21 protein-coding genes are annotated in these 23,137 nt (G+C 67.4%); 12 read left to right on the top strand and 9 right to left on the bottom strand.

The window, feature by feature from the left end:
- Positions 1-13 precede the first annotated feature (13 nt).
- From U9J39_RS01295 to U9J39_RS01285, 3 genes are all read left to right on the top strand, one after another.
- Positions 14-781 carry an enoyl-CoA hydratase/isomerase family protein gene (locus U9J39_RS01295; protein WP_326346332.1) on the top strand — a complete coding sequence of 256 codons (768 nt, stop codon included), beginning with the start codon at positions 14-16 and terminating at the stop codon, positions 779-781.
- 177 nt (positions 782-958) lie between these two features.
- Positions 959-1,648 (top strand): ArsR/SmtB family transcription factor, encoded by a 690-nt coding sequence (locus U9J39_RS01290; RefSeq protein ID WP_326346331.1) that lies wholly within the window; start codon positions 959-961, stop codon positions 1,646-1,648.
- A 26-nt stretch (positions 1,649-1,674) separates the two neighbouring features.
- Positions 1,675-2,181 (top strand): DUF6630 family protein, encoded by a 507-nt coding sequence (locus U9J39_RS01285; RefSeq protein WP_115699220.1) that lies wholly within the window; start codon positions 1,675-1,677, stop codon positions 2,179-2,181.
- A 47-nt stretch (positions 2,182-2,228) separates the two neighbouring features.
- On the opposite strand, the gene U9J39_RS01280 is transcribed toward U9J39_RS01285, so the two are convergent.
- Both U9J39_RS01280 and U9J39_RS01275 read right to left on the bottom strand, forming a co-directional pair.
- Positions 2,229-3,314: a Zn-dependent alcohol dehydrogenase gene (locus U9J39_RS01280; RefSeq protein ID WP_326346330.1), complete on the bottom strand. Its 1,086-nt coding sequence runs from the start codon at positions 3,312-3,314 to the stop codon at positions 2,229-2,231.
- Between the two features lie 89 nt (positions 3,315-3,403).
- Positions 3,404-5,080: a phospholipase D family protein gene (locus U9J39_RS01275; protein ID WP_116313786.1), complete on the bottom strand. Its 1,677-nt coding sequence runs from the start codon at positions 5,078-5,080 to the stop codon at positions 3,404-3,406.
- A gap of 471 nt (positions 5,081-5,551) precedes the next feature.
- On the opposite strand from U9J39_RS01275, the gene U9J39_RS01270 reads away from it, so the two are divergent.
- Positions 5,552-7,084 carry an amino acid permease gene (locus U9J39_RS01270; RefSeq protein WP_116313785.1) on the top strand — a complete coding sequence of 511 codons (1,533 nt, stop codon included), beginning with the start codon at positions 5,552-5,554 and terminating at the stop codon, positions 7,082-7,084.
- 69 nt (positions 7,085-7,153) lie between these two features.
- Complete coding sequence (locus U9J39_RS01265; protein ID WP_116313784.1) at positions 7,154-8,830, top strand: amidohydrolase; 1,677 nt, start codon at positions 7,154-7,156, stop codon at positions 8,828-8,830.
- Positions 8,831-8,925: 95 nt separating this feature from the next.
- Here U9J39_RS01265 and U9J39_RS01260 read toward each other — a convergent pair whose 3' ends face one another.
- From U9J39_RS01260 to U9J39_RS01245, 4 genes are all read right to left on the bottom strand, one after another.
- Positions 8,926-9,351, bottom strand: a complete 426-nt coding sequence (locus U9J39_RS01260; protein ID WP_115714092.1) for a cupin domain-containing protein — start codon at positions 9,349-9,351, stop codon at positions 8,926-8,928.
- Positions 9,352-9,429: 78 nt separating this feature from the next.
- Positions 9,430-10,257, bottom strand: coding sequence for an AraC family transcriptional regulator (locus U9J39_RS01255; RefSeq protein WP_115714093.1), 828 nt, complete (start codon positions 10,255-10,257; stop codon positions 9,430-9,432).
- Positions 10,258-10,426: 169 nt separating this feature from the next.
- Entirely contained in the window at positions 10,427-11,347 is a 921-nt protein-coding gene (locus U9J39_RS01250) for a dioxygenase family protein (RefSeq protein WP_116313783.1), read from the bottom strand.
- A gap of 124 nt (positions 11,348-11,471) precedes the next feature.
- Positions 11,472-12,026, bottom strand: coding sequence for a cupin (locus tag U9J39_RS01245; protein ID WP_115681974.1), 555 nt, complete (start codon positions 12,024-12,026; stop codon positions 11,472-11,474).
- Between the two features lie 369 nt (positions 12,027-12,395).
- Between U9J39_RS01245 and U9J39_RS01240 the strand changes: the two genes are divergently transcribed.
- From U9J39_RS01240 to U9J39_RS01210, 7 genes are all read left to right on the top strand, one after another.
- Positions 12,396-14,558, top strand: coding sequence for a TonB-dependent siderophore receptor (locus tag U9J39_RS01240; RefSeq protein WP_326346329.1), 2,163 nt, complete (start codon positions 12,396-12,398; stop codon positions 14,556-14,558).
- Between the two features lie 756 nt (positions 14,559-15,314).
- Entirely contained in the window at positions 15,315-16,847 is a 1,533-nt protein-coding gene (locus U9J39_RS01235) for an NCS1 family nucleobase:cation symporter-1 (RefSeq protein WP_326346328.1), read from the top strand.
- 43 nt (positions 16,848-16,890) lie between these two features.
- A complete protein-coding gene (locus U9J39_RS01230; protein WP_326346327.1) occupies positions 16,891-17,625 on the top strand; it encodes an aspartate/glutamate racemase family protein in 735 nt (244 codons plus the stop codon).
- 44 nt (positions 17,626-17,669) lie between these two features.
- On the top strand, positions 17,670-18,659 hold the full coding sequence (puuE, locus tag U9J39_RS01225; RefSeq protein ID WP_326346326.1) for an allantoinase PuuE: 990 nt from the start codon (positions 17,670-17,672) through the stop codon (positions 18,657-18,659).
- 91 nt (positions 18,660-18,750) lie between these two features.
- Positions 18,751-19,581 carry a GntR family transcriptional regulator gene (locus U9J39_RS01220; protein ID WP_115714100.1) on the top strand — a complete coding sequence of 277 codons (831 nt, stop codon included), beginning with the start codon at positions 18,751-18,753 and terminating at the stop codon, positions 19,579-19,581.
- Between the two features lie 102 nt (positions 19,582-19,683).
- Positions 19,684-20,103 (top strand): cupin domain-containing protein, encoded by a 420-nt coding sequence (locus U9J39_RS01215; protein WP_326346325.1) that lies wholly within the window; start codon positions 19,684-19,686, stop codon positions 20,101-20,103.
- Positions 20,104-20,108: 5 nt separating this feature from the next.
- On the top strand, positions 20,109-20,459 hold the full coding sequence (locus U9J39_RS01210; protein ID WP_115681982.1) for a hypothetical protein: 351 nt from the start codon (positions 20,109-20,111) through the stop codon (positions 20,457-20,459).
- Here U9J39_RS01210 and U9J39_RS01205 read toward each other — a convergent pair.
- The 3 genes from U9J39_RS01205 to U9J39_RS01195 all read right to left on the bottom strand — a co-directional run bounded on the left by U9J39_RS01205 (position 20,456) and on the right by U9J39_RS01195 (position 23,129).
- On the bottom strand, positions 20,456-20,836 hold the full coding sequence (locus U9J39_RS01205) for a DUF427 domain-containing protein (RefSeq protein ID WP_115714325.1): 381 nt from the start codon (positions 20,834-20,836) through the stop codon (positions 20,456-20,458). The genes U9J39_RS01210 and U9J39_RS01205 overlap by 4 nt on opposite strands.
- A 77-nt stretch (positions 20,837-20,913) precedes the next feature.
- Positions 20,914-21,903: a Bug family tripartite tricarboxylate transporter substrate binding protein gene (locus tag U9J39_RS01200; protein WP_116313777.1), complete on the bottom strand. Its 990-nt coding sequence runs from the start codon at positions 21,901-21,903 to the stop codon at positions 20,914-20,916.
- Between the two features lie 62 nt (positions 21,904-21,965).
- Positions 21,966-23,129, bottom strand: coding sequence for a CaiB/BaiF CoA transferase family protein (locus tag U9J39_RS01195; protein WP_326346324.1), 1,164 nt, complete (start codon positions 23,127-23,129; stop codon positions 21,966-21,968).
- Between the last annotated feature and the right edge of the window lie 8 nt (positions 23,130-23,137).

The following is a 23,137-nucleotide window of genomic DNA, read 5'->3' as shown; positions in this document are numbered from 1 at the left end:
TACTGAGCAGACTATGTCCCTGGTTACCTACACCGTCCGCGAGCACATCGCCGAAATCCGCCTGGATAACGCTCCTGTCAATGCCCTCACGGTTCCGATGGTCGACGCACTGATTCGCGCCTTGGAGCGCGCGGCCGCTGATGACGCGGTTCGGGCCGTCATCGTTGCCAGCGCCGTACCCAAGCGATATTGCGCCGGACTTGATATTGCAGCCTTGCAGGGCGCATCGGCGGCTACCGTTTACACGCTCCTGGACAAACTCTACGTCCAGCTATCAGAAGCGCAGTATCGTCTCGGCAAGCCATCGATCGCCGCGGTAGGCGGTGCGGCGCGGGGGGGCGGCATGACCCTGGCGATCTCCTGTGATCTGATTGTGGCTTCCGAGGATGCCAGCTTCGGATACCCCGAAATTGACGTCGGCATGCTACCGGCTATCCACTTTACTCACTTGCCGCGCATCGTCGGCCGTCATGTCGCTTTCGATTTGCTCTTCACCGGGCGCTCCTTCGGCGCGATCGAGGCGCAGGCGTTGCACCTGGTGAATCGCGTCGTCCCGGCGGACAAGGTGCTCGGGGAGGCACGGTCACTCGCCGCCAGCCTGGCCGCCAAGTCAGCATCCGCGATGAGCATGGGCAGAGCCGCATTCCACCGGGCCATCGACAGCGACTACCGTCGTGGTGTTTCCTACGCGGTCGATACGTTCTGTCGCGTCGCCGGCACCGACGATGCGCGCGAAGGTATCGCCGCGTTCGTGGAAAAGCGTACTGCAAACTGGCGCTAACGAAGGTTCGGCTGAGGGCCTTCGGGGGCCCTTTGACGCTGGCGGCATAGAAACACGTCAGAACTTAAATTTACTGGTAAGAACATGGTTTGCTAGTAAGGACTAAATTTGCACCGGGCATTCATCCCCCGCCTTCGTCCTATACTCCGCATCACACCCTTCACCCAAACCCAAACCATGGATTACAGCCCCGGCATCAGCCACCTCGCCAGCCTGCTCGCCGACCCGGGCCGTGCCGCCATGCTATGGGCGCTGATGGACGGCAGCGCCCGGCCCGCCGGCGAGCTGGCGTTGATCGCCGGCCTGTCGGCGTCTTCCACCAGCGGGCACCTGGCGCGCTTGTCCGAAGGCGGCCTGCTGGTGGCGGAGACGCGCGGGCGCAATCGCTATTACCGGCTGGCGGCGCCGGAGATCGGCGTGGCGATCGAGGCGCTGGCGTCGGCGTCGCTGGCGAGCCAGCCGCCGCGGCTGCGCGCGGTGCCGGTGTCGCGCACGGCGCCGCCGGCGCTGCGCCAGGCGCGCACCTGCTATGACCACCTGGCGGGCGAGCTGGCGGTGGGGCTGTTCGAGCGCATGACGCAGTCGCGCTGGCTGATGCTGGAGGGGGCGCGCGTCGAGCTCAGCGGCGATGGCGCGCAGGCGCTGGCACGGCTGGGCGTGGATGTGGATGCGGCGCGCCGCAAGCGGCGGCAGTTTGCCTGCACCTGTCCGGACTGGAGCGAGCGCAAGCCGCACCTGGGCGGCGCGCTGGGCGCGGCGCTGCTGGGCAGCCTGCTGGCGCGCGGCTGGGTCGAGCCCACGCGCACCTCGCGCGCGCTGCGCGTGACACCGGCGGGCCAACGCGAGATCATCCGCATCGCGGCCTAGCGCGCCGCGGCAACAGGAGAAAAAAGATGGCCACACCGCTGGACGACGACACGCAGGACGCGATCGCGCGTTTCTTCGCCCTGATCAACCTTGGCGACAGCGCCCAGACCTCGGCCCAGATGGCGATATTCGAGGATGCCCTGCTCGATGCCGAGGACGACGACACCGACGGGCCAGAACTGCTGTGGGTAATCCGCGAGGTCATCGACTGGCAGTCCGGCTTCTTTGTCGACTGGAAGGACGCGCAGTCCTTTATCGGCTGCCTGACCCAGCTGTGCGAGCGCATGGACCTGGAGCTCGACTGGGGCACCGACGACCCCGAGGACGAGGCCTTCCTGGAGAGCACCAGCGTGCCGGAACTGATGGAGCTGGCGCACAACCAGCTGCGCGTGGCCGGCTATACGCTGTGGAACTGGGATACCGGCGGCGATGCCTACGCCGGCTGGATCACGCGCAGCGAGGATGACGAAGAGATGCTGGACCTGGCCGAGATCCTGCGCTTCGAGGTGCGGCCGGCGGACCAGCCTTATTGAACACCGGCCGGCGCGCTTGCCGGCCCCGCACCGGCCGCGCTGCGCGCCTAGTCGAACAGGATCACAGAGCGCGCCAGTTCGCCGCGGCGCAGTTCGTCGAAGGCGTCGTTGATGCGGTCCAGCGGCAGCCGCTGCGCGATCAGCTCGTCCAGGTGCAGGCGGCCCGCCATGTAGAAATCGACCATGCGCGGCATGTCCACCGGGAAGCGGTTGGAGCCCATCAGCGAGCCCTGGATGCGCTTCTCGCCCAGGAAATCGCTGCCCTTCAGCTCGATCTTGACGCCCGGCGCGATCATGCCGATGACCGTGGCGGTGCCGCCGCGGCGCAGCATGGCAAAGGCCTGCTCGGTGGTCTCCTTCAGGCCGATGGCCTCGAAGGCATGGTGCACGCCGCCGCCGGTAAGCGTGCGCACCGCGTCCGGCACATTGCCCTCGCTGGCGTCGATCACGTCGGTGGCGCCGAACTTGCGGGCCAGTTCCAGCTTGCCGGGCATCCGGTCGATGGCGATGATGCGGCCGGCGCCGGCGATGGCGGCGCTGTTGACCGTGGCCAGCCCGATGCCGCCGCAGCCGATCACGGCGACGGTCTCGCCCGGCTGCACCTTCGCGGTATGGATCACGGCGCCCATGCCGGTGGTCACCGCGCAGCCGATCAGCGCGGCGCGGTCCAGCGGCATGTCGCGCCGGATCGCCACCAGCGCGTGCTCATGGATCAGCATCTGCTCGGCGAAGGCCGACAGGTTCAGGAACTGGTGCATGGCGTTGCCATGGGCGGCCCGCAGCCGCGGTTCCTCCTCTTCGCGGCGTCGGGTATCAGGCTCGGTGCATAGCGACAGATGGCCGGTCAGGCAATGCTCGCAATGGCCGCAGTAGGCCGACAGGCAGGTGATGACGTGGTCGCCGGGCTTGACCGTGCGGACTTGCGCGCCGACCTGCTCGACCACGCCCGCGGCCTCGTGGCCAGGGATGGTGGGAACAGGGTGCGGGTAGGCGCCGTCCACGAAATGCAGGTCGGAGTGGCACACGCCGACGGCGGCGGTACGCACCAGCACTTCGCGCGGTCCGGGCTTGCCGATGGCCACGTCTTCGATCGCCAGCGGCGTCCTGGGTTGATGCAGCACTGCAGCTTTCATGGAATTCCTCCGGAGGGGAGCTACGGTGCCGGAAAAAATACCCCCAAACCTGGGTTCAGGAAAGCCGCGGGTCGCCCGCCGGAGCCGCTTTAAAGCTCTTCCTTGATCGGGAGCACGCGCAGCACGCCGATTCCCAGATGTTGCAGCGGGCCCATGCCGGGCTCGCTGTCGTAGACCACCAGCTGGCCCTTCTCGCGCGTGGTCCAGGTCAGGCGCGGATTGCCGCCGTCGCCATCGGTCTGCAGCCCGATGCGGTAAGCCATGTCGAGCAGGCCGTCTTCGGTCGAGCGGATCATGCGCTCGGCAAGCGCCGGACTGTCCAGCACCACGCCCATCTCGGTATTCAGCTTGGCCGAGCGCGGGTCCATGTTGAGCGAGCCGATAAAGACCTGGCGCCGGTCGACGATGTAGTTCTTGGCGTGCAGGCTGGCGCGGCTTGACGACAGCCAGGCGCGCGAGCGCGAACCGCGCGCGGCCTTGCCGCGATTGGCCAGTTCGGCATAGGCGCTGGGCTTGAGCTCGTACAGCTCGATGCCGGCGGCAACCAGCGCCTGGCGGTGCGGTGCGTAGCCGGCGTGCACCGGGCTGACATCGGTGGCTTCGAACGAGTTGGTCAGGATGCGCACGCGGATGCCGCGCCGCGCCAGCGCGATCAGCCAGGCTTCGCCGTCATCGTCGGGCACGAAATAAGGCGAGATCAGCAGCACCTCCTTCTGCGCCCCGCTGATCATCTTCTCCAGCCGGGCGGTGGCGTGGCCGGGGTCGTCGTGGGTCTGGTGGGTAATCTTGGCGGCCTTGTCGGACACCACCACGGCCTTGCCGTAGTAGCCGGGCATGTGGCCGCTCTCGATCCCCTTGGCCAGGCCCGAATCCAGCAACTCCTGCACGTAGGGGCTGGCCACGGCCTGGTCGCCGCGCGCCTCAAGGCGCTTGCGCAGGCTGCGCATTTCCACCGGCGCTTCCTTGCCGGCGGGGATCAGCGCCACCACGGGATAGGAAGACGCGTCGTTCCAGTATTCGTCGAACACCGCGGACACCTGCGGCACCGCCGGCCCGGCCACCAGCACGTCGAGGTCGCTGAAATCCATGTCGGTGCGCGCCGAGAAATACGCATCGCCGACATTGCGCCCGCCCAGCAGCGTGATCTGGTTGTCCACCGTCATCGACTTGTTGTGCATGCGCCGGTCGAGGCGGTTGAAGCCCACGAGCATTTCCAGCCAGCGCACGCTGCGGTTGGCAAACGGGTTGAACAGCCGCACTTCCACATTGGGATGCGAATCGATCGCCGACAGGACCTTGTCCAGCCCGCCGGTATGCAGGTCGTCGAGCAGCATGCGCACACGCACACCGCGGTCGGCCGCGTCCAGGATGTCGCCCAGCACGGCCGCGCCGGTGCCGGTGGGCTCGAAGATATAGGTCTGCAGGTCCAGGCTGCGCTGCGCCGCGCGCGCCATCGCCAGCCGCGCGGCCAGGGCGTCGGGTCCGGACTGCAGCGGGTAGAACAGCGACTCGCCCGGGCGCTTGGCCAGGCGCGGCGCCAGCACCTTGCCCAGTGGCGTGTCGCTGGTATTGGCCGGGGCGGTCGACGGGGTGCGCTCCGCCTGTGCCGGCAGGCTGGCGCAGCCGCCCAGCACCGCGGTGCCGATCAGGCCGGCCAGCGCGAAGGCGGCCAGGCGGGTCGCGCGCCGGCACCAGCCGGCGCCGGCACGTGCCGCGGCGATCGGCCGCCGGGCGTCGAGCGGAACATGGCTGTGCGTCTGGAACATCCGTCAGTCTCCCTGCGCCGGTGAATGAAGGAACGGGGATGGGCCGGTGGCCGGGTCCTAGCACCGGCCGGCGTGCAGCGCCTGCTACCTCGCAAGATATACCCCGCGCGCCAGCCCCGGCAGCGGTGCCATTCCTGTCCGCGCCGGGAGTTTGTCCTACAGCGCAACATGGCCGAAGGGCGGACCGGCAGGCAGGCCGGCATCCGGCGGCGAGTGCGGCACTTGACCACGGGCACCCTTGCCGGGCAGGCGGCTGCGGCTTTCCCTGCACAGCGATTTCTCTTATGATGCCGCCCAATATACCGGCCGGTAGCACCGGGAGGAGGCCCTGCGGCATGTGTCGCCGCCCGCGCGGCTGGCGGCCTGGCGCAGCTTGCGGCCGCCCGGCGATGCCGGCATAGTTGCGCGCCTTCGCGCCCCTTTGCGTCCCTTCGTGGCTTGTACCGCACGGCGCGCCCAGACCGGATTCCGATGTCGACACAACCCTCCCAGCCTTCCTCCGCCGGCGCCCCCGCGCCCACGCTGCGCCGCACCCTGCGCGCCCGCCATCTCACCATGATCGCCATCGGCGGCTCGATCGGCACCGGACTATTCGTGGCCTCGGGCGCCACCATCGCGCAGGCCGGGCCCGGCGGCGCGCTGGCCGCCTATATCCTGATCGGCGCGATGGTCTATTTCCTGATGACCAGCCTGGGCGAGCTGGCGGCGTACATGCCGGTGTCGGGCTCGTTCGCCACCTATGGCGCGCGCTATGTCGACGAGGGCTTCGGCTTCGCGCTGGGCTGGAACTACTGGTACAACTGGGCCGTGACCATCGCGGTGGAACTGGCCGCGGCGCAGCTGGTGATGCAGTACTGGTTCCCGGACACGCCCGGCGTACTGTGGAGCGCGCTGTTCCTGGGCCTGATGTTCGCGCTCAATGCGATCTCGGTGCGCGGCTTCGGCGAGGCCGAATACTGGTGCGCGCTGGTCAAGGTGGTGACGGTGGTGGCCTTTATCGGCATCGGCACGCTGATGATCTTCGGCATCCTGCGCGGCGACATGGCGGCCAGCCACGGCCTGGCCAACCTGACCACCGGCGATGCCCCCTTCGTCGGCGGGCTGCCCGCGCTGATCGGCGTGGCCATGATCGCCGGCTTCTCGTTCCAGGGCACCGAGCTGATCGGCGTTGCCGCCGGCGAATCGGCCGATCCGGCCAGGAACATCCCGCGCGCCGTGCGCCAGGTGTTCTGGCGCATCCTGCTGTTCTATGTGCTGGCGATCCTGATCATCGGCATCCTGATTCCCTACACCGACCCCAGCCTGCTCAAGAGCGACGTGCAGACCGTGGGCGTAAGCCCGTTCACGCTGGTGTTCCGCCATGCGGGCCTGGCCTTTGCCGCCGGCGTGATGAACGCGGTGATCCTGACCGCGGTGCTGTCGGCGGGCAACTCCGGCATGTATGCCTCGACCCGCATGCTCTACAACCTGGCCACCGAGGGCCGCGCGCCGCGCGTGTTTGCCCGGCTGACGCGCAACGGCGTGCCGCTGGTGGCGCTGCTGGCCACCACCGCGGTCGGCGCGCTGTGCTTTTTGACCTCGCTGTTCGAAAGCAAGTCGGTGTACCTGTGGCTGCTGAACCTGTCGGGCATGACCGGGTTCATTGCCTGGCTCGGCATCGCCATCAGCCATTACCGCTTCCGCAAGGGCTTTGTCGCCCAGGGGCATGACCTGGACCGGTTGCCCTATCGCTCGCCGTTCTTTCCCTACGGGCCGATCTTTGCCTTCGGGCTGTGCCTGGTCGTGACGCTGGGCCAGAACTACCAGGCCTTTACCAGCGGCAAGATCGACTGGGTCAGCGTGGCCGCGACCTATATCGGCATTCCGATCTTCCTGCTGATCTGGCTGGGCTACCGCATCGCGCGCAAGACGCGCTTCGTGCCCTATGCCGAAATGGAATTCCCCGCGCTGCCGGCCCGCGATGCCGCCGTAACGCGCACCGTCGTGCCCGCGGCCGGTGAATAGGCGCCGTTCCCGGGCGCCTGGCAATCCGCAGCATCAAGCAAAAAAAGCACAACAACAAGGAGCATCGCTTTGAAGAAAGCAATCCGTATCAGCCTGCTGGCGCTTGGCGCCGGCATGGCCCTGGGCCTGCCCGCGCACGGCGCGCCCACGCTGGTGGAATCGGTGCAGGGCTATACCCTGCAGCAGGACAAGGTCACCCGCTTCACCGGGCTGGTGTTCGACCAGGGCAAGGTGCTGGCCACCGGCGACGCCGCCGCCCTGCGCGCCCAGTATCCGGGCGCGCAGCGCATCGACGGCCAGGGCAAGACCCTGCTGCCGGGCCTGATCGATGCCCACGGCCACGTGTTCCGCCTGGGCTTCAAGACCACCGAGATCTCGCTGTCGGGCACGCGCACGCTGGCCGAGGCGCAGGGCATGATCCGCGCCTATGGCGACAAGAACCCGCAGCGCAAATGGCTGCTGGGCTATGGCTGGAACCAGGTGAACTGGAAGCTGGGCCGCTTCCCGACGGCAGCCGAGCTTGACGCCGCGGTGTCGGACCGCCCGGTGCGGCTGGTGCGCGTCGACGGCCACGCCGCGTGGCTGAACACCAAGGCGCTGCAGGCCGCCGGCATCACGCGCGATACCAAGGACCCTGCCGGCGGGCGCATCGAGCGCGATGCCAGCGGCAACCCCACCGGCGTGCTGGTCGACAAGGCCATGGCGCTGGTCAACAACGTGATCCCGCCGTACAGCGACGACGACCGCCGCACCGCGCTGGCCGCCGCGCTGGCGCACATGAACGCGCTCGGCCTGACCGCCGCGGGCGACGCCGGCGTGACCGTCGCCGAAGACCGCATCTACCGCGAGTTCGCCGACCAGGGCAAGCTGACCACCCGCATCTACGGCATGATCCGCGACACCGGCGACGACTTCAAGGCGCTGTCGGCCAAGGGGCCGCTGTCGGGCTACGGCAACGACCGCTACTACCTGCGCGCGGTCAAGCTGTACGGCGACGGCGCGCTCGGCAGCCGCGGCGCCGCGCTGATGGCACCGTACTCGGACGACCACGTGCACAGCGGCCTGCTGTTCATGAGCGATGCCGCGATGCAGGCCGCGGTCAAGACCGCGATCAAGGCCGGCTACCAGGTCAACATCCACGCTATCGGCGACGCCACCAACCACCAGGTGCTGGACGCCATGGAAGCGGCGTACAAGGACGTGGGCGGGCGCGAACTGCGCAACCGCGTCGAGCACGCACAGGTGATCGCGCTGCCGGACATCCCGCGCTTCAAGTCGCTGGACCTGATCGCGTCGATGCAGCCCACCCACGCCACCAGCGACATGAACATGGCCGAAGACCGCGTCGGCAAGGACCGCATCAAGGGCGCCTACGCCTGGCAGACGCTGCTCAGGCAAGGCACCGTGATCGCGGGCGGCTCGGACTTCCCGGTGGAATCGGCCAACCCGTTCTACGGCCTGCACGCGGCGGTGACCCGCACCGACCATGAAGGCCGCCCGATCAAGGGCTGGCATGCCGAAGAAGCCATGACCCTGCCGCAGGCCTTCCGCGCCTTCACGCTGGACGCGGCCTACGCCCAGCACCAGGAGAAGACGCTGGGCTCGCTCGAGCCGGGCAAGTGGGCGGACTTTATCCTGGTCGACCAGGACCTGTTCAAGGTCAAGCCTGCCGATATCTGGAAGACGCAGGTGCTGCAGACGTGGGTCGCCGGCGAGCGCGTGTACGCGAAGGACGGCAAGCGGTAAGCACGCGGTAGTGCACCAGTGGCCTGCCCGTACGGGCAGGCCGGGGGTGACAAGCGCGGCGCCGCAAGGGTGCCGCTTTTTTTTGGAAGCGCGTCTCAGATCCACTGGTCGTTGTCGACCGTACGCTCTCCCGCCGGACCGTCGCCCGTGTTCACCACGCCGCGCGGCTCGATCAGCAGCAGCTTCACTTCCGCATTGGCACTGGGCTTGTGCTCGACGCCCTTCGGCACCACCGCCATCTGGCCGGGCCGCAGCACGATCGAACCGTCGCCCGCGGGCCCCTGCCGGAAATCGATGCGCAACTCGCCTTCGAGGACGATGAAGGTCTCGTCGGTGTCGGCATGCCGGTGCCACTCGAATTCGCCTTCGACCTTCACCACCTTGAACTGGTAGTCGTTCATTTCCGCGACGACGCGCGGTTGCCAGTGTCCGTCGATTTGCGCGATCTTGCCGACCAGGTCAATGCTCTGGCACTGGCCGCGGCCGGCTGGTGCGCGGGGATGGCTAGCGGATGGGGACATGGTTCTCTCCGTTCACAAGTTGACGGGTTGAGGATACGCATGCGCCGTGCGGGCGTATTGAACGATCGTGGGAGATTCTCAGCCGCCCCGGATACTCCCCGCAACTTGCAGCCAGCGCCCCGGCGTCAGCCCGAAGGTCCTGGCGAAGTGCCGCGTCATGTGGCTCTGGTCGGCGAAACCCGCCGCCGCGGCTGCGTCAGCCAGCGACCTGCCAGCGAGCAGCAGGTGGCGCACCGCATCGAGGCGACGCATGGTCAGATAGCGATACGGGCTGGTGCCGTAGAACGTGCGGAAGTCATGCGACAGGCTCCAGCGGTCGCGCCCCGTCGCCGCCTCGAGCTCGTCCAGCGTGACCACGCGCGTGCAGTTGGCATGCAGATACTCGCGTGCACGGCACGCGGCCAGATAGTCGCCCCGGGACCGCCGCGCGGGCGTACCGGCGACGGCGGCCAGCGCATGCGCCAGGTCGGCCAGTGCATCGCTCTGCTCGAGCGGCTCGAGCGTGCAGCCGACATGCTGCAGCAGCGCCTCGGTGGCCGCCGCGAGGCGCGGATCCGTCGTGACGCCGCCTTCGAGGAACGGCAGCGCGCGCCCGCCCAGGATGTTCTGGAACAGCACCGGCTCTACGTAGATCATCCGGTAGCGGAATCCTTCGTCGGTACCTGCCTGGCCATCGTGCGGCTCGTCGGGATGCAGCACCATGGTGTTGCCGGGCAGGCTGTCTCGCTGGCTGCGCCGATAGCTGAAACGCTGCACGCCGGCAAGCGTGCGGCCAATCGCGTAGGTGTCGTGGCGGTGCATCGCATACGCCTTGCCGTGGAACCACGCTTCGATACGCTCGACGCCCTCTGTCGGCCTGGCGTGCCGCACCCAGTCGGGGCATGAGAGGGAGGCTGGTCGGTTCATGGTGTAGGGCGAGGGTCGCTTGCGGGTCCGAGCTGCGGCACGGATCATCGGGTGCGGTGCAGGGGCGCCTGCGGCATTGTCGCACGGCACATGCGGCAAGCCGGCGACTTCGATGACCCTCCCCATCACCGCCTTGTCAGCGGTCCTGCCCCGTCCGAAAGTACCGCCCTCACGGCAACGGCGGCTTGGGCAGGCGCGTCTCGCCCGGCTCCAGCTTCAGCTCGACATCGAGGCGGAAGCCACCATTTCCATCCGGTTCGAAATCGCGCAGCAGCGAACCGACCGCGCCAAAGGCGGCGTCGCTGAAGGCATAGGGGTCCAGCGCATCGAAGATCTGCGTGGTCAGCACCTTGTGCCCCGGCGCGATGGCAATGAAGTGCAGGTGCGCGGGACGCATGTGGTCACGGTTCTGCAGCTTCAGCAGTTCGCCGCAGGGGCCGTCGATCGGCACGCCATAGCCCGACGGCCGCACGCTGTCGAACCAGAAACGCCCTTCGGCATCGGTCTCGAACACGGCACGCAGGTTCATGTCTTCCTGGTGTTCGTCCTGGTTTTCGTAGAGGCCGCTCGGCGCCGCCTGCCAGGTCTCGATACGCGCGCCGGCGATGGGCGTGCCGTCGATCGACACCACGCGGCCCCGCACCGTCAGCGGGTCGCCAGTGGTGTCAGGCGTGGCGATATGCGCGCCGTTGGGGCGCACCGGCTGGTTGGCGCGCCAGAACGGGCCGATCAGCGCGGGCTCGGTGCCGCCGGCGGCCAGCACGGCCTTGGCGTCCATCAGCAGCACCAGCGTGGCAAGCCCGAGGATATCCGCGAGCAGGATGCCCTCGTGCTTCTTCGGGCCGGTGGCCTGGCCGATGCGGACCATGAAGTCCAGGCCGGCGTGGAGTTCTTCATAAGTCAGCTGCACCTCTGACGCGAACGCGTGCGCATGCCGGATCAGGGCATCGAGTATGGTGCGGGTACGCGCGTCGGCGGTGCCGGCATTGGCCTTGAGCACGGCTTCCAGCAGCGCCTCGGGGGTGGCGGGAATCGATTGCGGGGCCGCCGTGGAAACGGCGCTGGCGCCGCCTGCGGAAGCAGAAGTCATGGTGTGGTCAGCTCCTGTGGAAAGTGGGAATGGATATGGCGCGGAGCGGGGCGTCGCTGTGACGCCCCGCTCGATGCCGCAGGCGCCTGCTCGCCGGCCACGCGTCCGCGCGCCGCGAACGTGGTCAGCCTTCGGTGCGCGGCTGCGCCGGGTCCGCTCCGCCTTCCTTGATGTAGCCGTCGTCGCCGTAGACCAGGCCGGTGGACTCGGCCGCCTTGACCACGTCCGGGTGCCAGGCGATGCGGCCGCATTCTTCGTCGGTGCCGCCCACCACGGAGTAGACCACCAGCGCGTGGTCGTTGGGGTTGCGGAAGCCGCGCATCACGCCGATCGGGCAGGAGATCACGTCCCACTGGTTCAGCATCAGCGAATACTGGCCCTTTTCGCCCCAGATCACTTCCATCTGGCCGTTGAGCGGGCAGAACACTTCCTCGGTCTTGTGCGCGTGCAGGCTGGCGCCTTGTCCGACCGGGATTTCGATGAAGGTCACGCCGAAGCGGTGGTTGCCGGGGATCGCGGGCTCGACGCCTTTATTCTCGAGCACGCCGCGGTTCATGATCTTGTAGATATTCTTCTTCATCCCGGGCAGGCGGCTTTCGATGAAGGTCTCGCCGTAAGGCTTGACCTTGCCCCAGCGCGCGATGCGGGTGGCTTCCATTTCCTGCGGGGTCGGATCCATGTAGCTTCCTCGATGTCATGAAGTTGAGAGAACGAGAGGGCGATCGCCTCTGTTCATGCAACTTTAAGAAGCGCCAACAGGGCCGTCCAACACCATTTTTCGCAGGCCGCGATAACAATCCGGTATCGGGTTTTGCGCCGAGCGACCGTCCGCGCGGGCCGCGACCCAGCCCACCCAAGCTGCATTACGCACGCAGTGACCGCCCCACGGACCCGCGCCGTCCGTCGTTGCTTTCACCACAAACCCGGTCCTGCCGCCTTGACGCCATGGCCCACGCGTGGGCATCATTCGGTCTTTTCCGAAATGCGAATTATTCGCATTTGTATTGACATTCACATACAGGCCTGCCTGTCTTCCTGCTGTTCCATCATGAGCCGCCAAGTCTTTCGCGCCGCGCGAGCGCGCGCACCCCAACCCCGCCATCTCGCCGTGCTGGCGCAACTTGCCGTGCTCGCCGGGTTTCCGGCGACGGCCGCGCTGGCGCAGCAGGCCGCGGCGCCGGCCGATGCGGCGTCGCTGCCGGCGGTGACCGTGAGCGCCTCGGCGGCGGACGATTCCGGCCTGCAGCTCGAGAAAAAGGCCAGCGCCGGCGCGCTGGGCTCGCGCACGCAACTGGACACGCCCTACTCCACCACCATCGTCACCGGCGAGGACCTGGCCGAGCGCCAGGTGGCCAAGCTGGGCGATGTATTCACCATGGACGCATCGGTCAGCGACAACGGCAACGGCTACAACAGCTGGTCCAGCTACCTGAGCGTGCGCGGCCTGCAGATCGACTGGCAGAACGGCTTCAAGATCAACGGCCTGCCGTTCGTGGCCTACGGCATCACGCTGCCGTACGAGCACATGGAACAGGTGGAGTTGCTCAAGGGCCTGCCGGGCTTCATGTATGGCTTCGCCACGCCGGGCGGCATCGTCAACTATGTCACCAAGAAGCCGACCGACACCTTCACGGCATCGTTCGAGCTTGGCTACCGTGCCGCCAATGTCTGGAGCGAGCACATCGACCTGGGCGGCCGCGCCGGCCCGGACAATATGTTCGGCTACCGCCTGAACGCGACGCACGAAGAAGGCACCCCGTACAACGCGCGCAATATCCGGCGCGACAGCGTGTCGCTGGGGCTGGACGCGCGCCTGACCAGGGACCTGACCTGGACCTTCGACTCGATCTACCAGGACCGCCGCGCCACTGGCCAGATGCCGTCGTTCAGCCTGTGGAGCTATGGCGATACGGCGCTGCCGGGCGCGGTGTCCGGGCGCATCCGCAACTTCGCCGGCGCCGACCAGCACCTGAACACCAACCTGCAGCTGTACAGCACCGGCCTGCGCTACCAGATCAATCCGGACTGGGCGGTCAGCACCAGCTACAGCTTTACCAAGGTCAACCGCAGCCGCAACGAAAGCACCTACAACCTGCTGAACCAGGCCGGCGACTACATCGACCAGCGCTACGACACCGCGCAGAACCAGCAGGTGGGGCAATGGCAGGCGATGCTGGAGGGCAAGTTCCGCACCGGCCCGTTCGGCCACCAGCTGGTGGCGGGCCTTTCGTGGCAGAAGCAGATCGACCGCTATGACAACAACGGCTTCGGCGCGGTCATCGGCACCGGCAACATCTTTGCGCCGAACACCAACACGTATTACAGCTCGACCGCCTTCAACAAGGTGCGCAACAGCGACATCACGCAGAAGTCGGTGTTTGCCAGCGACACCGTGCAGCTGGCCGAGCGCTGGTCGGTGCTGGCCGGCCTGCGCGTGACCAACTTTGAGCAGAACGGCTATGTGCCGGTCACCTCCAGCTACAGCAAGAACGGCGTGGTCACGCCGACGCTGGCGCTGATGTTCAAGCCGGTGCCCACGGCCACGGTCTATGCCAGCTATGTCGAAGCGCTGGAGCCCGGCTCGATCGTGCCGGACGGCTACACCAACGCGCGCCAGCTGCTCAGCCCGATCCGCAGCAAGCAGTATGAAATCGGCGTCAAGGCCGACCAGGCCGCGTGGAGCGCGACCGCCGCGGCCTTCCGCATCGAGCGCGGCGCCGAGTACGACAGCATCAGCGGCGGCGTGCCGACGCGCCAGCAGGACGGCACCTCGATCTACCAGGGCCTGGAGCTGGCGGGCGTGTACCGCCTGGGCTCGCAATGGGAGTTCGGCGCCAGCGCGATGTATCTCGATTCGTACTACGACAAGGGCGTCGCCAACAGCGGCAACCGCGTGGCCGGCGCGCCCGGCTTCATCATGGCCGGCCGCGTCAGCTACCGCGTGCCGTTTGTGCCGGGATTGCGTGTTGGCGTCGATGGGAAATACACCGGCAATACCAAGCTCAATGCGGGGAATACGCTCGAGGCCGGCGGCTATACGGTGTTCAATCTCGGGGCCAGCTACAGCACGCGGGTCGCGGGCAAGGACCTGACGTTGCGGGCGGCTCTGAACAACGTGACCAACAAGCGGTACTGGGGCTTCCAGTATGAAAACTATATCCAGCCGGCGGATCCGCGGAGTATCAGTTTGACGGCTAAGATTGCGTATTGAAGTTTTGCCGCACGCGCGATGACACCCGCTCTCTGGAGCGGGTTTTTTGTTGGTTCTTGCTGCGCTTGGGGTGTGGAAGTTGGTTGGGTTGTCGGCGTGGCTGTTTCGCCGGCGCAGCCGGCGACCTACTTCTTGGCCGAGCGCCAAGAAGTAGGCAAGAAACGCGTCGCCTATGCGGCTGGCAATCAATTCCGCGGCGTTGGTGGTTCGGGGGGTGGTGATTTCCGTTTGGGCGTGGGTGCCCGTTCGAACCTGCTAACGCTATGTGAGTCAGGGGCGGTGCCTTCGATCACCCACTTTTGAACGATCCCAACAGGGTGTAGGCAGCCTGCTGCTGGCGCTATCGGTGGGACGCCTTCGGCTGCGCTGCGCGCGCTCCCTATCTCAGGTGTGCTGCTCGGGCACGGAGTGCGTCGCTGCGCTCGCACGGCGCTGTCGCGGGCGAGCCCAAAGGACTTCTCCCTTCCGCCTGTTTGCTTCCTTCTTCCGCTTGGGGAGAGGGGCGTGGGAGAGGGCCGGAGCATCCACGAAGTTACCCGCATCCACCCCCACCCGCTCACATCCCCCGCCTCCCACCTTCAGGGAAAACGAATGTTGACAATCACAAATCCGTGATCTACAACATCGTCTACACCCTTCATCGATTTTGTAGACAATTTAGTAGACACATAAACACCCTCCCCTGGCGCACCGCACAGAGCCCCGAAGGGCCGCGCGTCGCCTATCGTCAAGACACACATCTGCCAGGAGACTCAGATGATGCAAACCACCGCAACACCCGCCGACGCAGCGCAGGCGCAGGGCGGGCATGCCGCACACGGCAATGCCCTGATCAAGCCCAGCTATGACGAACGCCTGACCAACGAGGACCTGGCGCCGCTGCGCAAGCAGACCTGGGGCACCTACAACATCTTTGCGTTCTGGATGTCCGATGTGCACAGCGTCGGTGGCTATATCACCGCGGGCAGCCTGTTCGCGCTGGGGCTGACCAGCTGGCAGGTGCTGGTGTCGCTGCTGGTGGGCATCGTGATCGTGCAGTATTTCTGCAACCTGGTGGCCAAGCCCAGCCAGGTGACCGGCACGCCTTATCCAGTGATCTGCCGCGCCTCCTTCGGCGTGCTCGGCGCCAATATCCCGGCCATCATCCGCGGGCTGATCGCGGTGGCGTGGTACGGCATCCAGACCTATCTCGCGTCGAGCGCCTTCCTGGTGCTGGCGCTGCACTTCTTCCCGGCGCTGGCGCCATACGCCGACGTCAAGCTGCATGGCTTCGCCGGGCTGTCGACGCTGGGCTGGGCTGCCTTCATGGTGCTGTGGGTGCTGCAGGCGCTGGTGTTCTGGACCGGCATGGAGACCATCCGCAAGTTCATCGACTGGGCCGGCCCGGCGGTGTACGTGGTGATGATCGCGCTGGCGATCTGGCTGGTGAACAAGGCCGGCTGGGAGAACGTCAACTTCACGCTGAGCTTCGTCAAGTACACCGGCTGGGAAGCGGTGCCGGTGATGCTGAGCGCGATCGCGCTGGTGGTGTCGTACTTCTCCGGCCCGATGCTGAATTTCGGCGATTTCTCGCGCTATGCCAAGGACTTCAAGTCGGTCAAGCGCGGCAACTTCTGGGGCCTGCCGGTCAACTTCCTGGGCTTCTCGCTGCTGACCGTGATCACCACCTCGGCCACGCTGCCGGTGTTCGGCAAGCTGATCACCGATCCGGTGGAGACGGTGAGCCATATCGACAGCACCTTCGCCATGCTGCTGGGCGCCTTCACCTTCATGACCGCGACCATTGGCATCAACATCGTCGCCAACTTCGTGTCGCCGGCATTCGACTTCTCCAACGTGTCGCCCAGGCACATCAGCTGGCGCACCGGCGGCATGATCGCCGCGGTGGCCTCGATCTTCATCACGCCCTGGAACCTGTACAACAACCCCGCCGTGATCCACTACACGCTGGATGTGCTGGGCGCCTTCATCGGCCCGTTGTTCGGCATCCTGATCGCCGACTATTACCTGGTGCGGCGCCAGCACGTGGAAGTCGACGACCTGTACACGCTGAACCCGCGCGGCCGCTACTGGTACCGCAATGGCTTCAACCCGGCGGCGGTGGCCACCATGATTCCCGCGGCCATCATCCCGATCCTGTGCGTGGTGGTGCCGGCCTGGCAGGCGGCGGCCAACTACAGCTGGTTCATCGGCATGGGCATCGCGCTGGTGCTGTACCGCCAGCTGGCGCCGCGCATGATGCCGGATCATCTTGCCGCCCCGGCCGCGCCGGCCTCCAGCCAGGCTTGAACGACATCCCCCCTTCGACCGCATCCACCCCAGAGCCGTGTCCATGAAGCTGAAGATCATCAACCCCAATACCACCCAGAGCATGACCGACAAGATCGGGCAGTGCGCCGCGGCCGTCGCGGCGCCCGGCACGCGCATCAGTGCGGTCAGCCCGCGCATGGGCCCGGCTTCGATCGAAAGCCACTACGACGAGGCCCTGTCGGTGCCGGGCATCCTCGACGAGATCCTGGCCGGCGAGCAGGAAGGCGTCGATGGCTACGTCATCGCCTGCTTCGGCGACCCGGGCCTGTACGCCGCGCGCGAAGTGGCGCGCGGGCCGGTGATCGGCGTCGCCGAGGCCGCCATGCACATGGCCAGCGTGGTCGGCAGCAGCTTCAGCGTGGTCACCACGCTGGCGCGCACCTGCAATATCGCCTGGCACCTGGCCGAGCGCTACGGCATGAAGCGCTTCTGCAATAACGTGCGCGCCTGCGACCTGCCCGTGCTGGAGCTGGAACGCCCCGGCTCGGACGCGCGCCGCATCATTGCCGAGGCCTGCCGCCGCGCGCTGGTGGAAGACCGCAGCGAATGCATCGTGCTCGGCTGCGCCGGCATGACCGACCTGTGCGACGAGATCGCCGACGCCATCGGCGCGCCGGTGATCGACGGCGTGACCTGCGCGGTCAAGCTGGCCGAGGCGATGGTCTCGGTGCGCCTGGGCACCAGCAAGCGCGGCGACTGGGCGCGGCCGCTGCCCAAGGCGTATGCCGGCATGCTGGCGCCCTATGCACTGAACTGAGCACTGAACTGATGTTTCCAGACCCACTTACCTTATCGCGCAACATGCTCCACACCCGTTATCCCCGCGACCTGACCGGCTACGGTGCCCAGCCGCCCCACGCACGCTGGCCTGGCGGCGCGCGCATCGCCGTGCAGTTCGTCCTCAACTACGAAGAAGGCGGCGAAAACTGCGTGCTGCACGGCGACGCCGCTTCCGAGCAGTTCCTCTCCGAGATCGTCGGCGCCGCGGCCTACCCGGACCGCCACATGAGCATGGAGGGCATCTACGAATACGGCTCGCGCGCCGGCGTCTGGCGCATCCTGCGCGAGTTCGAAAAGCGCAGGCTGCCGCTGACCATCTTCGGCGTGTCGATGGCGCTGCAGCGCCATCCCGAACTGACCCGCGCCTTCGTCGAGCTGGGCCACGAGATCGCCTGCCACGGCTGGCGCTGGATCCACTACCAGAACATCGACGAAGCCACCGAGCGCGAGCACATGCGCATCGGCATGCAGATCATCAAGGACCTGACCGGCGCGCTGCCGCTGGGCTGGTACACGGGCCGCGACAGCCCCAACACGCGCCGGCTGGTGGTCGAGCATGGCGGCTTCCTGTACGACTCGGACTACTACGGCGACGACCTGCCGTTCTGGACCGAGGTCGAAGTCAGCGGCGGCGAGAAGAAGCCGCATCTGGTGGTGCCGTACACGCTGGATTCGAACGACATGCGCTTCGCCACGCCGCAGGGCTTCAACACCGGCGAGCAGTTCTTCCAGTACCTGAAGGATGCGTTCGACGTGCTGTATGAAGAAGGCGATCCCGCGGGACAGGACAGCCCCAAGATGCTGTCGATCGGCATGCACTGCCGGCTGCTCGGCCGCCCGGGCCGCTTCCGCGCGCTGCAGCGCTTCCTCGATTACGTGCAGGGACACGACAAGGTGTGGATCTGCCGCCGTGTCGATATCGCCCGGCACTGGGCGCAGGAGCATCCGTTCCCGGCGCGGGACGCGGATGCCCGGCCGCGCACCGCCTGCCAGGAAACCGCCCCGGCCTGACCCCCGCGGCCTCGCTGTCGCCATAGTTGTGTACGATATAGCCGTGTTTCGTCGCCAGTTCCGGCGACGGGCTGAATGTCCGTACCCTGATATGGCAACCACATCGAAAAAGGCGGCGCCCGGCGCCGCCGCCAAAACCCCGCGCCGCGCCGCCGCCAAGGCTGCCCCCAGAGCCTCGCAGAAGACCATGCAAAAGGCCTCAGCCAATACCGCCCCGGACGACGAGACCGGCCAGGAAGGCGCCGCCAGCGAGGCCTCTGCCACCGAGGCGATCTACCTGAGCCTGCTCTACGCCATCATGGAACACCGCCTGCTGGCGGGCACCAAGCTGGTCGAGGAACGGCTGTGCGAAGTGACCGGCGCCAGCCGGGCGCGCATCCGCCAGGTGTTCGCGCGCCTGGCGCACGAGAAGCTGGTCACGCTGGTGCCCAACCGCGGCGCCTTTGTCTCCAGCCCCAGCGTGGACCAAGCGCGCGAGGTGTTCCAGGCGCGCCGCGTGGTCGAGCCCGCGCTGGCCGCCGAACTCGCACAACGCGCCACGCCGGCCAAGGTGCGCAGCCTGCGCCGCCATGCCATGGAAGAAGACAACGCGCGCGCCCGCGGCGACCGCGCGGCGATGATCCGCCTGTCGGGCGAGTTCCATATCCTGCTGGCCGAGATGGCCGGCAACGCCATCCTGGAAAAGCTGATCCGCGAGATGGTGTCGCTGACCTGCCTGATCATCACGCTGTACGACCGCCCCGGCGCCCCCGCCTGCGCCGAGCATGAGCACCGGCAGCTGATCGACGCCATCGAACAGCGCGATGCCGCGCGCGCCAGCGCGCTGATGGCGGAACACCTGGAGCATATCGAAGGCTCGCTCGACCTGAGCATGCCGGACAGCGGCGCGCCGGACTTCTACAGCATCTTCAGCAAGGGCTGAAGCGGACCACGCCGGCCCGGGCCGGCATTGCACTCCGCGTCCGGCAGCCTAGACTGGCTGCATGACAAGGCGGCGCGCCAATGCGCCGCAGGGAGGTCCATCATGGCCACCATCGAGCCGCCCGCCACCACCGGGCGGGCGCCGCTGGCGTTCGCGCGGCTGTATGCGGATGCGGCCGGCGAATCGCACTTCGCGCCGCTTGCCGTTGCCGTCACCGAGCGCCTGTTCGCGCCGCCTGCGCACGCGTTCTGGGTATCGCCGCTGGAGGAAGCCGCCCGGCAAGGCTTCCTGGTCGTGCCCGCTGGCTGGGTCGGCGAACCACACCCGTCGCCACTGCGCATGTGGGTCTTCGTGCTGGGTGGCGCGATGGAATTCGAGGCGAGCGATGGCGAACGCCGCGCGCTGCCGACAGGCAGCGCACTGATGCTCGAAGACACCACCGGCAAGGGCCACGCCAGCAAGGTGGTCGGCCCCGCCGACGCCACGCTGGCCGTGGTGCAGATGCCGGTGCCGCCGGCCTGAAGCCCATGACCGCGCCCGAGCCAGCGGCACCCTCCAAGCCAGCCCCGCAAGTGGTGCCCACCGGCTACCGCCAGGGCATCATCACCGCGATCACCGTGCTGCTGGGCTTCTCGCTGGGGTTCTGGCGCTTCTGGGGCTTCGAAAGCCCGGGCGAATGGGACTGGCGCTCGCTGCTGGCGGCGGTGGCGCTGCTGGCCGCGGTGGTGCTGCAGATCGTCGCGCTGTTCCGCGCGCTGCGCGTCGAGGACGATGCGGTGCCGGAGTATCGCAAGACGGTGCGCTGCTTTATCGCCTCGGCCATTGCGCTGGTGATCGGCCTGGCCGCGGCGATGATCGATGCGGCGCTCGAAACCTAGGGTCCGATGATTTCGATGCCGTCGACACGGTCCGGATAGAACGCCAGGTACGCGCCGATGGCGGCAACGGCGGCATACGGCGCCTCATAGCTCCACACCGCATTGCGCCCGCGCTCGCCGCCGGCCGGAATGGAGAAGTAGCTGCAGTCGCCCTTGTACGGGCAGTAGGTGGCATGCGCGCTGCGCTCGAGCCGCGCCATGTCGACGTGCGCGCGCGGGATGTACTGCACCGGCGCATAGTTTGCCTCCTGCAGGGTCAGCGCCGCATCGCTGTCGGCAATCGTGATGCCGGCCACCTTGACCACCACCCTGCCGGCGGTCGGCGTGATGGTGATGGGATGGTCGGGGCCGGGGATCCTGACGGGCTTGCCTGGCATCATCGTGCTCCTGCATGGCGGGATGCAGGACATTCTAGGCGCTTGCCGGTCAATGTGCCGCGGGTGTGGTCGCCGGCCTATTCGACCTTGACGTTGGCCTTCTTCACCAGCGCGGCGTAGCGTGCGGCTTCGCTGCGGAAGAAGGCGGCGGCGGCCTCGGGCGTGCCGGGCTCGATCACCGTGCCCTGCTTCTTCATCGCTTCCAGCACTTCGGGAGACGTGAAGGCTTTGGCAAAGGCATCGTGCGTGCGTTTGACTTCGGCCGCCGGCATGCCGGCAGGGCCGATGACCGCGAACCAGCCGGCGACGTTGTAGCGCGGCAGGCCCTGTTCGGCGATGGTGGCAATGTCCGGCGCGGCGGCGCTGCGCTTGTCGCCGCACAGGCCGATGGCGCGCAGCGTGCCTGCCTTCAGGTGCGGCGCCACTGCGTTGAGCGCGACCACGCCCATTTCCACCTGTCCGGCCAGCAGGTCGTTGACCATCGGACCGGTGCCCTTGTACGGCACGTGACGTGCCGTCACGCCGGCCTCGTCCAGGAACATCTCGCCCGCCAGGTGGATGATGGTGCCGTTGCCCGACGAGGCGTAGTTGTAGCTGTCGGGCCTGGCCTTGAGCAGCGCCACCAGTTCCTTCACGTTCTTCGCCGGCACCTTGGGGTTGACCACCAGCACCAGCGGCGTGGTGCCGATCACGCTGATCGGCGTAATGTCCTTGATCGCGTCGAACGGCATCGCGCGGAACACGCTGGGGTTGATCACGTGGTTGTTCGATACCAGCCCGAGCGTGCTGCCGTCAGGCTGCGCCTTGACCACCGCGGCGGCGCCGGTGATGCCGCCGGCGCCGGGCAGGTTCTCGATCACCACCGGCTGGCCGAAGGCCTTGCCCAGCGCCGGGCCGGCCGCGCGCGCGATGTTGTCGACACCGGAACCCGCGCTGATTGGCAGGATCAGGCGCACGGGCTTGCCCGATCCGCCCTGGGCCAGCGCTTCGAAGCCAGGGACGGCGAGGGTCACCGCGAGCGTGGCGGAAAGTGCCAGCGCTGACTTGAGCAGGGTGCGACGTTGCATGCTTTGTCTCCGTAATCGTTATCGTAGGGCGTGGCGGTTGCCGCTGTGCCGCGGCATACCCCTCAGGCGCTTGCGCGGCGTTCCGTGCCGAGCCGCGCCAGGATTTCTTCGTTGTGCTCGCCGGCGCGGGGCAGCGGGCTGCGCACCCCCGGGCGGCGGCCGCCCATCAGCAGCGGCAGCAGCACCGTGGGCGTGGTCGAGCCGTCGTCCGCCTGCATCGGCACCAGTCCGCCACTGGCGAGCAGGTGCGGATCGTCGAGCAGCTGGTCCGGGCGCACGATCGGCGCATAGGGAATGCCGGCCGCTTCGAGCTTCGGCGCCAGTTCCGCGGAACGATGGTGGCGCAGGATCGCGCCCAGCTCTTCCAGCAGTTGCGGGCGCACCGCGACGCGCGCCGCGTTGCTGGCGTACTCGGGCTTGTCGACCAGTTCCGGATGCTGCAGCACGTGGCACAGCGTGACGAACTGCTTGTCGCTGACCGCGCCGATAAAAAGCTGCTCGTCCTGTGCCAGCGTGAACACGTCATAAACGCTCCACGCCGACACGCGCGACGGCATCGGCGGCGGCGGCTCGCCGGTCATCGCGTATTGCTGCATGTGCTGCGAGGCCAGGAACACGCAGTTCTCGAACAGCGCGCTCTGGATCTCCTGTCCCTTGCCCGTGCGGTCGCGTTCGCGCAGCGCGGCCAGCACGCCGATCGCGCCGAACATGCCGCCCATGATGTCGTTGACCGAGGTGCCGGCGCGCAGCGGCCGGCCGCTCGGACCGGTCATGTACGACAGGCCGCCCATCATCTGCACCACTTCATCGAGCGCCAGCCGGTGCTCGTAGGGACCGGGCAGGAAGCCCTTGTGCGACACGTAGATCAGGTGCGGGTAGTCGCGCGACAGCGTGGCGTAGTCCAGCCCCAGCTTCTGCATCAGGCCTGGGCGGAAGTTCTCCAGCAGGATGTCGCTCTGGCCCGCCAGTTCGGCAGCGGCTGCGCGACCTTCGTCGGTGGTGATGTCGAGCACCACGCTCTTCTTGTTGCGGTTGAAGGCGCGGAAGAAGCCGATGCCCAGGCCCGGCAGGTTGCGCGTCTTGTCGCCGCCGGGCGGTTCGATCTTGATCACCTCGGCGCCCAGGTCGGCCAGGATCATGCCGCAGGTGGGGCCCATCACCATGTGCGTGAATTCGACCACGCGCACGCCGGCGAGCGGCAGGGAGTTGCTGTTGTCTTGGGTCATCTCTTGTC

The sequence above is a fragment of the Cupriavidus sp. SS-3 genome (assembly GCF_035818815.1).
GTDB lineage: Bacteria > Pseudomonadota > Gammaproteobacteria > Burkholderiales > Burkholderiaceae > Cupriavidus > Cupriavidus taiwanensis_C.
This window is presented reverse-complemented; position numbering and strand designations above follow the sequence as displayed.

Bases quoted from the DNA above. Each gene is read 5' to 3' on its own strand.
- U9J39_RS01195 (WP_326346324.1), bottom strand. From the start codon at position 23,129: ATGACCCAAGACAACAGCAACTCCCTGCCGCTCGCCGGCGTGCGCGTG.
- U9J39_RS01210 (WP_115681982.1), top strand. From the start codon at position 20,109: ATGACCGCGCCCGAGCCAGCGGCACCCTCCAAGCCAGCCCCGCAAGTG.
- U9J39_RS01280 (WP_326346330.1), bottom strand. From the start codon at position 3,314: ATGAAAGCTGCAGTGCTGCATCAACCCAGGACGCCGCTGGCGATCGAA.
- U9J39_RS01275 (WP_116313786.1), bottom strand. From the start codon at position 5,080: ATGTTCCAGACGCACAGCCATGTTCCGCTCGACGCCCGGCGGCCGATC.
- U9J39_RS01215 (WP_326346325.1), top strand. From the start codon at position 19,684: ATGGCCACCATCGAGCCGCCCGCCACCACCGGGCGGGCGCCGCTGGCG.
- U9J39_RS01230 (WP_326346327.1), top strand. From the start codon at position 16,891: ATGAAGCTGAAGATCATCAACCCCAATACCACCCAGAGCATGACCGAC.
- U9J39_RS01200 (WP_116313777.1), bottom strand. From the start codon at position 21,903: ATGCAACGTCGCACCCTGCTCAAGTCAGCGCTGGCACTTTCCGCCACG.
- puuE (WP_326346326.1), top strand. From the start codon at position 17,670: ATGCTCCACACCCGTTATCCCCGCGACCTGACCGGCTACGGTGCCCAG.
- U9J39_RS01235 (WP_326346328.1), top strand. From the start codon at position 15,315: ATGATGCAAACCACCGCAACACCCGCCGACGCAGCGCAGGCGCAGGGC.
- U9J39_RS01240 (WP_326346329.1), top strand. From the start codon at position 12,396: ATGAGCCGCCAAGTCTTTCGCGCCGCGCGAGCGCGCGCACCCCAACCC.
- U9J39_RS01285 (WP_115699220.1), top strand. From the start codon at position 1,675: ATGGCCACACCGCTGGACGACGACACGCAGGACGCGATCGCGCGTTTC.
- U9J39_RS01260 (WP_115714092.1), bottom strand. From the start codon at position 9,351: ATGTCCCCATCCGCTAGCCATCCCCGCGCACCAGCCGGCCGCGGCCAG.
- U9J39_RS01245 (WP_115681974.1), bottom strand. From the start codon at position 12,026: ATGGATCCGACCCCGCAGGAAATGGAAGCCACCCGCATCGCGCGCTGG.
- U9J39_RS01205 (WP_115714325.1), bottom strand. From the start codon at position 20,836: ATGCCAGGCAAGCCCGTCAGGATCCCCGGCCCCGACCATCCCATCACC.
- U9J39_RS01255 (WP_115714093.1), bottom strand. From the start codon at position 10,257: ATGAACCGACCAGCCTCCCTCTCATGCCCCGACTGGGTGCGGCACGCC.
- U9J39_RS01220 (WP_115714100.1), top strand. From the start codon at position 18,751: ATGGCAACCACATCGAAAAAGGCGGCGCCCGGCGCCGCCGCCAAAACC.
- U9J39_RS01295 (WP_326346332.1), top strand. From the start codon at position 14: ATGTCCCTGGTTACCTACACCGTCCGCGAGCACATCGCCGAAATCCGC.
- U9J39_RS01270 (WP_116313785.1), top strand. From the start codon at position 5,552: ATGTCGACACAACCCTCCCAGCCTTCCTCCGCCGGCGCCCCCGCGCCC.
- U9J39_RS01290 (WP_326346331.1), top strand. From the start codon at position 959: ATGGATTACAGCCCCGGCATCAGCCACCTCGCCAGCCTGCTCGCCGAC.
- U9J39_RS01250 (WP_116313783.1), bottom strand. From the start codon at position 11,347: ATGACTTCTGCTTCCGCAGGCGGCGCCAGCGCCGTTTCCACGGCGGCC.